At 68.5% G+C, this 10,710-nt stretch carries 9 protein-coding genes; 1 reads left to right on the forward strand and 8 read right to left on the reverse strand.

The window, feature by feature from the left end:
* Positions 1-81 precede the first annotated feature (81 nt).
* The 8 genes from P1J78_RS07010 to P1J78_RS07045 form a co-directional block, all read right to left on the reverse strand.
* Positions 82-2,007 carry a bifunctional 5-dehydro-2-deoxygluconokinase/5-dehydro-2-deoxyphosphogluconate aldolase gene (locus tag P1J78_RS07010; protein ID WP_275566619.1) on the reverse strand — a complete coding sequence of 642 codons (1,926 nt, stop codon included), beginning with the start codon at positions 2,005-2,007 and terminating at the stop codon, positions 82-84.
* 115 nt (positions 2,008-2,122) lie between these two features.
* On the reverse strand, positions 2,123-2,926 hold the full coding sequence (locus P1J78_RS07015; protein ID WP_275566620.1) for a TIM barrel protein: 804 nt from the start codon (positions 2,924-2,926) through the stop codon (positions 2,123-2,125).
* A gap of 9 nt (positions 2,927-2,935) precedes the next feature.
* Positions 2,936-3,943 carry a Gfo/Idh/MocA family protein gene (locus P1J78_RS07020; RefSeq protein WP_275566621.1) on the reverse strand — a complete coding sequence of 336 codons (1,008 nt, stop codon included), beginning with the start codon at positions 3,941-3,943 and terminating at the stop codon, positions 2,936-2,938.
* Positions 3,944-3,953: 10 nt separating this feature from the next.
* The gene (locus P1J78_RS07025) at positions 3,954-4,853 is read right to left on the reverse strand and encodes a sugar phosphate isomerase/epimerase family protein (RefSeq protein ID WP_275566622.1); all 900 of its coding nucleotides are present in this window, start codon (positions 4,851-4,853) and stop codon (positions 3,954-3,956) included.
* A gap of 127 nt (positions 4,854-4,980) precedes the next feature.
* The gene (locus P1J78_RS07030; RefSeq protein ID WP_275566623.1) at positions 4,981-5,751 is read right to left on the reverse strand and encodes an ATP-binding cassette domain-containing protein; all 771 of its coding nucleotides are present in this window, start codon (positions 5,749-5,751) and stop codon (positions 4,981-4,983) included.
* Positions 5,748-6,830 carry an ABC transporter permease gene (locus P1J78_RS07035; RefSeq protein WP_275566624.1) on the reverse strand — a complete coding sequence of 361 codons (1,083 nt, stop codon included), beginning with the start codon at positions 6,828-6,830 and terminating at the stop codon, positions 5,748-5,750. The genes P1J78_RS07030 and P1J78_RS07035 overlap by 4 nt, the downstream gene beginning before the upstream one ends.
* A gap of 100 nt (positions 6,831-6,930) precedes the next feature.
* Positions 6,931-7,875: a sugar ABC transporter substrate-binding protein gene (locus P1J78_RS07040; RefSeq protein ID WP_275566625.1), complete on the reverse strand. Its 945-nt coding sequence runs from the start codon at positions 7,873-7,875 to the stop codon at positions 6,931-6,933.
* Positions 7,876-8,190: 315 nt separating this feature from the next.
* A complete protein-coding gene (locus P1J78_RS07045; RefSeq protein ID WP_275566626.1) occupies positions 8,191-9,222 on the reverse strand; it encodes a LacI family DNA-binding transcriptional regulator in 1,032 nt (343 codons plus the stop codon).
* A 132-nt stretch (positions 9,223-9,354) separates the two neighbouring features.
* Between P1J78_RS07045 and P1J78_RS07050 the strand changes: the two genes are divergently transcribed.
* Positions 9,355-10,521, forward strand: coding sequence for a Gfo/Idh/MocA family protein (locus tag P1J78_RS07050; RefSeq protein WP_275566627.1), 1,167 nt, complete (start codon positions 9,355-9,357; stop codon positions 10,519-10,521).
* The last annotated feature ends 189 nt before the right edge of the window (positions 10,522-10,710 follow it).

The raw sequence follows: 10,710 nt of genomic DNA on the forward strand, positions 1-10,710 counted from the left end.
GAGGCTTCTTCTGGCCGAAAATACTCCGGGGGAGTCCGCGCGCCGCGCGGACGGGGGCAGAGCCCCCAAACCCCCCGCACCTCATGCCGCGGCCTGCGCCCCGGCGCGCGCCGCGTCCCACAGCTCGCACAGACGGGCATAGCGCTCCGCCATCTGCGTCACCGCCGCCGCCGCGTCGATCTCGCCGCGCATCCAGCCCCGCGCCGCGTCGCCGAAGATCGTCCGGCCGACGGCGAAGCCCTTGACCAGCGGCTGCGCCGCCGCCAGCGCGAAGCTTTCCGCAAGCTCCGCCTCGGGCGCGTCGAGCCCCAGGACCACGATGCCGCGGGTCCGCGGGTCGTTGCGCTCGATCGCCGCGACGGCATTGGCCCAGGCGGCTTCCGTCCGGAACGGCTCCAGCTTCCACCAGTCGGGCCGCACGCCCAGGTCGTAGAACCTCTGGATCACCCGCGGCGTGGTGTCCTCGTCCACCGGCCCGACCTTCGAGGGGATCACCTCCAGCAGCATCTCCAGCCCGTTGCGCCGCGCGGCGTGGAACAGGCGCGCGACCGTGTCCTCCTGCGCGGACCACATCGCCGCGTCGTCCTCGGGATGGCAGAAGCACAGGCACTTGACCACCTGGTCGCGCGGCCATTCCTTCAGCCGGCCGCAGTCGGGGCCGAGCTCCGGCTCCAGCGCCAGCGGGCGGGCGCCCGGCCACTCCGCCGGCCGGCCGATCCACAGCCCCGTGCCCTCAGCGCGATAGAGCGCCTCGCGCCCCAGCCGTCCGTCGCACAGGATGCCGTGGCCCGGCCGCCCGTCCTGCACCCGCAGCGCCGCCTGCAGGCACAGCTCCTTGAAAGCGCCGATCTTCTCCGGCGTGGCGCCCGCCATCTCCTCCAGCTGCGCGCGGTGGTCGAAGGCGAAGACGCGCATCTGCGACCGGTCGCCGTCCACCCGGCGGTGGCGGTTCGTCGCCCAGTGCACCTGCTCCAGCTCGGTGTCGTTGCGCAGGTCGGGCCGGACGATGCCGCGCTCGAAGAAGAACTGCAGCTCCTCCCAGCTTGGATAGGCCGGCGTACAGCCGTGGCGCGATACCGCGAAGGCGCCGCAGGCATTGGCGTATTTCAGCGCGACCGGCCAGTCCTCGCCGTCGAGCCAGCCCTTCAGCAGGCCCGACATGAAGCCGTCGCCGGCGCCCAGCACGTTGAACACCTCGATCGGGAAGCCCGGGCCGGTCTCGCCGTCGTCCAGGCTGTCCGGGATCGGCCCGGCGAAGGCCGCGGCGCCCATCGGTCCGCGCTTGCAGACCAGCACCGCGTCGGTCACCGCGCGCACCTCGCGCAGCGCCGCCAGCGTGTCCGTCGTGCCGCCGGCGATGTGGAACTCCTCCTCGGTGCCGACGATCAGGTCGAACATATGCAGCGTCGCCTGCAGCTCGGCCGTCACCTCGGCGCTCTCGGCAAAGCGGCTCTCGCCCTCGCCATGGCCCAGCACGCCCCAGAGGTTCGGCCGGTAGTCGATGTCGAGCGCCGTCTTCGCCCCGTGCTTGCGCGCCAGCTCCAGCGCCTTCAGCACGGCGGCGCGGGTCCGGGGATGGCTCAGATGCGTGCCCGTCGGCGCCACCGCCCGCGCGCTTGCGATGAACGCCGGGTCGATGTCGTCGGCACAGAGCCCCATATCGGCGCAGTTCTCGCGGTAGAAGATCAGCGGGAACTGCTCCTGATCGCGGATCCCGAGGATCACCAGCGCCGTCAGCCGGTCGGGGTCGGTCACCACGCCCCCGGTCTCCACGCCCTCGCGGCGCAGCTGCTCCAGGATGAACCGGCCCATATGCTCGTCGCCGACGCGCGAGATCAGTGCCGATTTCAGCCCCAGCCGGGCGGTGCCGCAGGCGATGTTGGTCGGCGACCCGCCGATATATTTCTCGAACGACCCCATATCCTCCAGCCGTCCGCCCACCTGCGCGCCGTAGAGGTCCACGCCGGCCCGGCCGATGGTGATCACGTCGAGGGTCTTGTCGGTCATGTCGTCTGTCCAGTCTGTCCGGTCCGTCCGCCGCGTCGGGCGTCCTGCGGCCCGGACGCCGCGCGGGAGGACACGGCATCCGGGCCAAGGGGCGCGAGGGAGAGCGCCCGGTGGGTCATTGGGCGGGGGCGCGGTTCACCGCCGCCGCGACGAAGGCGATGCTCTCGCGCAGCGCGGCCTCGGGATCGTCCAGGTCGTGGACCTCCTGCGCGAAGGGCTCGAACGAGACCGGGCCGTCATAGCCCGCCTCGCGCAGGGCGCGGAGCTGCGGGATGTTGCCCAGCCGGTCCCGGTCGTCCACCAGCCCGCGATGCGCGTCGAGCATGTCGGCCACCGCCACGGCCGGATCGGCGACGCCCGAGATGTGGACGAGGCCGGTCCGGTCGGGGAAGAGCTCGGTCTCGCCGGCGAGATGATGGTGGAAGCTGTCATGCACCAGCTTGTAGACATCCGCGCCGCCGGCCTCGTCGATCGCCGCGACCGCCTGCTGCTTGGTGCGCATCGAGGAGATCGGAAAGCCCAGGGGCTCCACCAGCCCGGTCAGCCCGCGGTCGCGCAGGATCGGCGCCATGTGCCGCAGCGCCGCGACGAGGTCGTCATGCGCCACCGGCGTGCCGTCGTTCAACGGGCACAGGACCAGCGCCCCGGCGCCGCAGGAAGCGGCGTAGTCGGCCAGCGCCGCCGCCCGCTCCGGCAGGTCGCCGGACCAGACGTTGAACGGATAAAGCGCGTTGATCGACAGGATCCCGACGCCCGCCGCCGCGGCCCCCGCCTTCACGTCCGCCGCCGGGGTGGTATTCACGACGTCGGGAAGGTCGTTGCGGATCTCGACCTGGCGGACGCCGAGGCGCCGGGCCATGGCGAAGAAGTCCTCGACCGAGAGCTTCGGCGCGGAGATGTGGTTGATCGCGAAATGCATGGCGGCCTCTCAGTCGTAGAGTTTCGGGCGGTCGGGCAGCGAGATCGGGACGATGTCGCCGGTCTCCTGCGCCGTGACGCAGGCGTCCGAGGAAATCGCGGCGACATAGCCGTCCCAGGCCGACGGCCCGCCGACCGTGCCGGAGGGGACGGTGTCGATGAAGTCCTGCAGCTCGGTGTCGAAGGCGGCGCCGAACCGCGACTGCCAGTCGGTGAGGATCGGGTTCGACAGCCGCTCGTCCTTGCGCGTCGTCACCGCCATTGGCTCGGGCAGGGTGGCGACGCCGTCCTCGCCCACGACCTGGCACTGGATGTCGTAGCCGTAGCGGCAGTTGACGAAGATCTCGCAGTCGATGCGCACCCCCTTCGATGTCTCCAGCAGGACGATCTGCGGGTCGGCGACCCTGGCATGGGCGTGCCGGGTCTTGCGCGGAAACACGACCTGGGCCGAGACGAAATCGTCGTCGAGCAGCCAGCGGAAGGTGTCGATCTCGTGGATGAAGGTGTCGTGGATCGCCATCGGCGTCACGTATTGCTCGGGCACCGTCGGGTTGCGGTGGGCCGCGTGGATCATCAGCGGCGCGCCGAGCTCCGCCTCCATCGTCGCCTTCAGCAAGTTGTAGCTCCGGTCGAAGCGCCGCATGAAGCCGACCTGGACGCGCCGCGTGCCGGTCGCGGTCTCGGCCTCGACGATGCGCCTGGCGCCTTCGGCGGTGGTGGCCAGCGGCTTTTCGCAGAAGACCGGCTTGCGGGCGGCGATGGCCGCGAGAACATAGGCCTCGTGGGTCGAGCCGGTGGAGCAGACCAGCACCGCATCGACGCTGTCCGAGGCGATCAGCTCCTCGCCGGTGGCGAAGATCTCCGCGTCCGGCGCGTGCGCCGCCTGCAGCGCCTCCGCGTTCTTCGGCAGGTAGTCGCTGAGCGCGACCACCTCGGCCCCGGTCAGGACCTCCTGTATGCGACGGGTGTGGTCCCGGCCGATCATCCCCGTGCCGACGACTCCGATTTTGACGGTCATTTGCTTTGCCTCACTTGAAGTAGGTGTCGACGAGACGCTGCATCTCGCCGCGCATGAAGGTGCCGCTTTCGTCGGCCTTTTCCTCCCATGCGAAGACGCAGGCGGTCATGATGCCGTCGAAGCCGATCTCGGCCAGGGTGCGGTAGACGTCGTCCCACGGCACCTCGCCCTGGCCGATGTTCAGATGCTGGTGGACGCGGGCGGCCGAGCCCGGCGGGTTGACGATATAGCGCAGGCCCGAGCTGCCCTTGTGGTTGAAGGTGTCGGCGATGTGGACATGCGCCAGCACGTCGGCGCACTCGCGCAGCATCGCCACGCTGTCGTCGCCGAAATAGAAGGTGTGCGGCGTGCAGTAGAGGAACTTCACGCGCGGGCTGTTCACGGTGCGGATCAGGTCGACCGAGGGCTGCAGCGTCTCGACCCAGTCCTCGGGGTGCGGCTCGATATGCAGGTTGATGCCTTCGCGCTCGAAGACCGGCACCAGTTCCTCCATCGAGCGCCACCAGGCGTCCTCGCAGGCCTCGATCATGCTGCCGGTGTGGCAGCAATAGCAGCTGCCCTTGTCGGGATGCGGGCCGCGGCCGAACTCCGAGTTCATCGTGTCGACGCCCATCTCGACGGCGATCTCGATGGCGCGTTTCCAGTGGCGGACGGCGGCCTGCCGCTCGTCCTCGTCGTTCGAGGCCCAGCGATACATCGGCAGCAGGCTGGCGATGCCGACATGCGCGTCGCCGAGCGCCTTTCTGAACGCCTTCACGCGATCGGGAAAGACGCGCGGCGCCTTGAACCATTCGAGAAAATCGGCGCGCGGGCTCAGTTCGAGCCACTCGTAGCCCAGCTCGGCCGCCTTCGAGGGCAGCTGTTCCAGCGGCAGGTGGCGGTGCATGAACGGGTCGAGGGCGATCCTCATGTGCTCTCCTTCCTCGCCGCGCGGGCGGCTTCGGGTGTCTGGCGCGGGCCGCAATCCGCCGGTCGTCACCCGAAAGCGACGGGGCGCGGGGCGGCCCGGTTCGGGCGTCGTCTTCGCGCCGGCGGCCTCAGGCCGCGCCGGCGTAGTCGTCCTGTGTCTTGGCACCGGTGATATAGGCGACCACGTCTTCGCCGTGGGTGTCCTCCTTGCGGAGGTTGGCGACGATCCGGCCGCGCCGGAAGACGACGATCCGGTCCATAAGGTCCATCACCTGGCGCATGTTGTGGCTGATCAGGATCAGGCTTTCGTTCTGCTCCTTCAGCGTGCGGATGATGTTTTCCACCTGCGCCGTCTCCTGCACGCCGAGCGCCGCGGTGGGCTCGTCCATGATCGTCAGCTTGGAGTGGAAGGTCGCCGTCCGCGCGATGGCCACACATTGCCGCTGGCCGCCCGACATGTTGCGGATGGCATTGCCGATATTGGGGATCTTCACCCCGGTCTTTTCGAGCCCCGACAGCGTCGACTCGCGCATCGCCTTGTAGTCCAGGATCGAGAACGGCCCCAGCTTGAGCTTCACCAGCTCGCGCCCGAGGAACAGGTTGTCGGGCACGTTCAGGTCGTCGGCGAGCGCCAGCGTCTGGAACACCGTCTCGATGCCCGCCTCGCGCGCCTCCAGCGGGCCGTCGAACTCGACATAGTCGCCGTCGAACCAGATCTTGCCCTGGGTGCGCTGCTCCACCGCGGTGATCTGGCGCACGAAGGTGGACTTGCCGGCCCCGTTGTCGCCCATGATCGCCACATGCTCGCCCTGGCGGATTTCGAAATCGGCGTCGTCCAGCGCGTGCACGCCGCCGTAATGCTTGGTCAGACCCTCGGTCTTCAGAACGATATCGGTCATTTTTCCACCTTCGAGGCCTTGCGGCGCTGCCGCCACTGGTCGAGGACCACGGCGCCGACGATGATCGCGCCCTTCACCATCTCCTGATAGTAGGCGTCGAGCTTGAGGAACGTGAAGCCGGAGATGATCACGCCGAAGATCATCGCGCCCAGCACCGTGCCGGTGATCGAGCCGCGCCCGCCGGTCAGCGACACGCCGCCGATCACCGCCATGGCGATGGCGTCGAGCTCGTACATGATCCCCATGCCGGCCTGCGCGGTCAGGTTCTTGGACGACAGCACGATGGCGGCGACGGCGGCCAGAAGACCGGCGATCGTGTAGACCAGCACCTTGTGCCGGGCGACCTTGATGCCGGACATGCGCGCGGCGTCCTCCGACGAGCCGATGGCGTAGGTGTGCTTGCCGTAGACGGTGAATTTCAGCGCCAGACCGAACAGGATCGCGATCAGGCCGAAGATCACCACCGGCATCATCCCCGCGCCGATGGCGGCGTAGCTGTCGGTGGGGAAGGAGACGGGCTGGCCCTTGGTCCACCACTTCGCCACGCCGCGCGCGGTGACCATCATGCCGAGCGTGGCGATGAACGGGGGGATGCGGGTATAGCCGACGAGCAGGCCGTTGATCCCGCCCGCGACAACGCCGCAGGCCAGGCCGACGATCAGCGGCACGATGATCGGCAAGTCGACCAGCCCCTGTTCGAAGAACACGGCGCGGTCGTTGGGGTTGCCGTAGATCTCGCCCGCCTGGGCGAAGCTCATCGCGATCATCGCCGTGGCGCCGACGACCGAGCCGGAGCTGAGGTCGATGCCGCCGGTGATGATGACCTGGGTCACGCCGATGGCGATGATGCCGATGATCGACACCTGCAGGATGATGATCTTGAGGCGCGCGACGTTGAACAGCCCGTCGACATTGTCGCGGGTGTTGAACAGGAAGCTGTCGTTCATCAGCAGCCAGCCGAGCGCCTCGAACACCGCGACGATCAGCACCAGCGCGAGCGCGACGCCGATCTCCGCCGGCATCTCGCGTTTTCTCGGGTCGAACGTCAGACCCCCGATTCCGTGTGTGGTCTCTGCCATTGGTCTCCCCCCCGGCGGCCGCGCATCGGGCGCCGGACCGCCCCGGTCGGGGCGGCGCGCGGGATGCGCGCCACCCGGTCTCGGTCCGATCCGCGCGGGATCAGTTCTTGGTCGCGTACTCTTCCATGTTCTCGGGCGTCACCAGCTGGAAGGGGATATAGACCTTCTGGTCCACCTCCTCGCCGTTCGCCAGCTTCAGCGCCGCGTCGAGCGCGCCCGCGCCCTGGCCCGCGGCATCCTGGAACACGGTGACGTCCAGGTCGCCCGCGGCCATCGCCTGCAGCGCGTCCTGCGTGGCGTCGATGCCGCCGACCACGACCTCGTCCATCGACATGCCCGCGGCCTTCATCGCCTGGATCGCGCCGATCGCCATCTCGTCGTTGTTGGAGATGACGGCGTCGAACGGCTCGCCGGTGGACAGCCAGTTGGTCATCAGGTCCTGCGCCTCGTCGCGCGACCAGTTGGCGGTCTGCCGGTCGATGACGTTGATCTCGACGTCGCACTTGCCCGCCTCGATCACGTCGAAGATGTCCTGGGTGCGCTGCACCGCCGCCTGGTTCGACAGCTCGCCCATCAGGATGTAGACATCCGCCGGGTCCGTGCCCTGCTCGGCGAGGATGTCGCAGATCTCGATGGTCTCCAGCGTGCCGGATTCGCGCTCGTCCGAGGCGACGAAGGCCTGGCTGTCGGGCAGCTGGTCGACATTGATCGGCTCGCGGTTCACGTAGACCAGCGGCACGCCGGCGCTGGCGGCGGCCCGCGTCATCGCCTCGGTGGCCGAGGTGTCGACCGGGTTCACGATGATCGCGTCGACGCCGGAGGCGATGAAGTTGTTGATCTGGTCGAGCTGCTTGGCCACGTCGTTCTGGGCGTCCTCGACCTGGATGTCAACGCCGTCCATGTCCTCGGCCATGTCGATCATGCCGTTGCGCAGGACGGTCAGGAAATTGTCGTCGAACAGCGCCATCGAGACGCCGATGGTCTCTGCCATCGCGGTGGTCGACATCAGCCCGGCAATGCCGGCAGCAACAAGTGTTCGTTTCATCGTAAGGTGTCCTCCCAAGTCGAGTGTCCGGCACACCCGGTTCGTTTCCATCCGCCGGAAACCCCGAAGCCGGGGCGCAATATCTCCCCTCCGTCACCGCCCCGGGAGGGGCGCTGCAACGGTGCGGGGTCAGGTTATGGGAACCGGCATCGCCGGTATCCTCCCAGTGCCGGCGGACCCTTCAATCGCGACCCGTCCGGCCCGCGCAAGATGACGCCGAGGGGCGCCGCAGGTCAATCACGACCAGTGTATTTCACATCACCAGTGATGTCATTTCGGGAGTCCAGGATGATGCGAAAGCATCACCGAAATCGGTCACAGGGATTCCGGCAGATACAGGTCCGGCTGCAGGAAATGCTGACCCGGCGTATCGCCGAAGCCCGACCGGACGGAGGAGATCATCATGTCGACCATGTCGTGGCAAAGCTGCTCCAGCGGCGTCGAGATCACCATGGTCACGTAGCCGTCGGCGAGGGCGGCGCGGCTGTCCTCGGTCAGTTCGTTGACGACGAGGGCGACGTTTTCCGGCGCCCGCGACTCGCGCAACGCCGCGATCGCCCCCTCCATGCCGCCGCCGGCGACGTATATCCCCTGCAGGTCGGGATGCCGCGCCAGGAGTTCGAGCGTCGCCTCGTAGGTCAGTTTGCGGGTCTCCAGGTTGACCAGCGTGTCGAGCACGGTGAACTCCGCGGCGCTTTCGCGGACGAAGCTGCGAAACCCGGTCTCGCGCAGCTCGTGCCCGTGCCAGCGGTTGCCGCCCACGAAGACGGCCAGCTTGCCCGGCCGCCGTGCGGTCTTGGTCAGCATCCAGGCGGCCAGCCGGCCGACCTGCATGTTGTTCAGGCCGAGGTAGTTCTCGCGGACGCCCTGGGCGAAGTCGTTCAGCAGGGCGAAGGTCGGGATGCCGGCGCTCTTCAGCCGCTGCACCTCGCGCGAGACGCTCTGGTGGTTGATCGCGGAGCTGGCGAGCGCGTCGATCCGGCCCGAGATCGCCTCGATCTCGGTCAGGAAACCCGATGCGCTCTGTTCCGTCGAGAACCGGATGATCGCCTTGCCGTTGACGTCGCGCCGGGCGGCGACGGCCTGTTCGATGGCGCGGGCGAAGTTCCGGTAGAACTCCTGCCGCCCCTTGTGCAGCACGAAGCCGAAGGTCATGGCCGGGACCGACGGCGACAGCTTCTGGTCGATCAGCCCGCGCCCGTGATAGCCGATCCTGTGCGCGGCGTCGGCCACCTTGCGGACCGTTTCCTCGCGCACCGTCACCCGCCCGTTGAGCACCCGGTCGACCGTGGCGGTGCTTACGCCGGCCTCCCGGGCGATGTCCTTGATTGTCGGTCGGCGCGCCATGTGATGCTCCGCATGCGGTTTTTCCATCATTTACACAGATGCCTTTCTGCGGCAAGTGATGGACCTGTTGCAGGACGTGGCCGTATCCGCGGCCCGTCCGCCGAAGGCCGCAGCTGACCGGAAGGAGACCCGATGACGCACAGGACACTCAATATCGGTCTGATCGGATCGGGCTTCATGGGGCAGGCCCATGCCGACGCCTTCCACCGCGCGGGGCTGCTCTATCGCGATCTGCCGGCGGCGCCGCATCTCTACATGCTGGCCGACGCCACGGAAGAGGCCGCCGCCGACGCCGCCGGGCGCTTCGGGTTCGAAAAGAGCACGGGCGACTGGCGGGCGCTGGTGACCGACCCGCAGGTGGACGTGGTCGACATCACCTCGCCCAACATGCTGCACCACGAGATGGCCCTGGCCGCCATCGCGGCCGGCAAGCACGTCTATTGCGAAAAGCCGCTGTCGGTCACCGTGGCCGAGGCCGAGGAGATGACGCGGGCGGCGGAGGCGCGGGGCGTGAAGACGATGGTCGCCTTCAACAACGTCAAGACGCCGGCCGCGATGCTGGCCCGGCAGATCATCGAGCGCGGCGAGATCGGGACGCCGATGCGGTTCCGCGGCTGGTTCGACCAGGGGTTCTTCAACGACCCCGACCTGCCGTTCTCGTGGCGCTGCACGCGGGCGGAGGCGGGGTCGGGCGCGCTCGGCGATCTCGGCAGCCACGTGATCTCGGTGGCGCAGTATCTGATGGGCCGGGTCGACAGCACCATCGCCCAGGCGCAGACCTACTTTCCGACCCGGCCGGAGCCGCAGGGCGCCGCCGGCTACGGGGCCAAGGCTGGCGCCGGTGCCCCGCGCCGCGAAGTCGAGAACGAGGACCAGCTGCAGGCGATGGTCCGCTTCGCCAGCGGGGCGGGGGGCACGATCGAGGCCAGCCGCGTGTCGGCCGGCAAGGTGTTCGGGATCTACTGGGAGATCTCGGGGACCGAGGGCACGATCCTGATGGACGGCGAGCGGTTCAACGAGCTGAAGGTCGCGCGCTTCGGCGACCCGAAACCCGACCGCGGCTTCAAGACCCTGCTGGCCGGCAGCCAGATCCCGCACTTCGCGGCCTTCTTCCCGTTCGACTTCGCCGGCGGCGGGCTGGGCTATTTCGACGTGAAGGTGATCGAGGTGCGCGACCTGATCGCCGGCATCTGCGGCGCCGGGGGCTGCGACCCGGACTTCGCGTTCGGTCTGGAGAACATTCGCATCATCGACGCCATGGAACGGTCGATCGACAGTGGCGTCTGGGAAGCCGTGTGAGGCGTGCGGGCGCCGGCCGGGGAGGCCGGTTCAGGCCATACTACACGACACGATTTTCTCGGGATTGCCGGGCAGCGGCCCCGGTCGAGCGGAACGCCGTGCAGCGCCGACCCGCCGGGTCGCGGTCGAACTTTGCGCTGTCGGAGACATAAGCATGAATGTCGGACACTTGGCACGATCCTCGCCAGA

Source organism: Psychromarinibacter sediminicola, from assembly GCF_029168335.1.
In the GTDB taxonomy this organism is placed as follows: Bacteria; Pseudomonadota; Alphaproteobacteria; order Rhodobacterales; family Rhodobacteraceae; genus Psychromarinibacter; species Psychromarinibacter sediminicola.

Excerpts from the sequence above, each read along its gene's own strand:
- P1J78_RS07010 (WP_275566619.1), bottom strand. The coding sequence starts at position 2,007 with ATGACCGACAAGACCCTCGACGTGATCACCATCGGCCGGGCCGGCGTG.
- P1J78_RS07015 (WP_275566620.1), bottom strand. The coding sequence starts at position 2,926 with ATGCATTTCGCGATCAACCACATCTCCGCGCCGAAGCTCTCGGTCGAG.
- P1J78_RS07020 (WP_275566621.1), bottom strand. The coding sequence starts at position 3,943 with ATGACCGTCAAAATCGGAGTCGTCGGCACGGGGATGATCGGCCGGGAC.
- P1J78_RS07025 (WP_275566622.1), bottom strand. The coding sequence starts at position 4,853 with ATGAGGATCGCCCTCGACCCGTTCATGCACCGCCACCTGCCGCTGGAA.
- P1J78_RS07030 (WP_275566623.1), bottom strand. The coding sequence starts at position 5,751 with ATGACCGATATCGTTCTGAAGACCGAGGGTCTGACCAAGCATTACGGC.
- P1J78_RS07035 (WP_275566624.1), bottom strand. The coding sequence starts at position 6,830 with ATGGCAGAGACCACACACGGAATCGGGGGTCTGACGTTCGACCCGAGA.
- P1J78_RS07040 (WP_275566625.1), bottom strand. The coding sequence starts at position 7,875 with ATGAAACGAACACTTGTTGCTGCCGGCATTGCCGGGCTGATGTCGACC.
- P1J78_RS07045 (WP_275566626.1), bottom strand. The coding sequence starts at position 9,222 with ATGGCGCGCCGACCGACAATCAAGGACATCGCCCGGGAGGCCGGCGTA.
- P1J78_RS07050 (WP_275566627.1), top strand. The coding sequence starts at position 9,355 with ATGACGCACAGGACACTCAATATCGGTCTGATCGGATCGGGCTTCATG.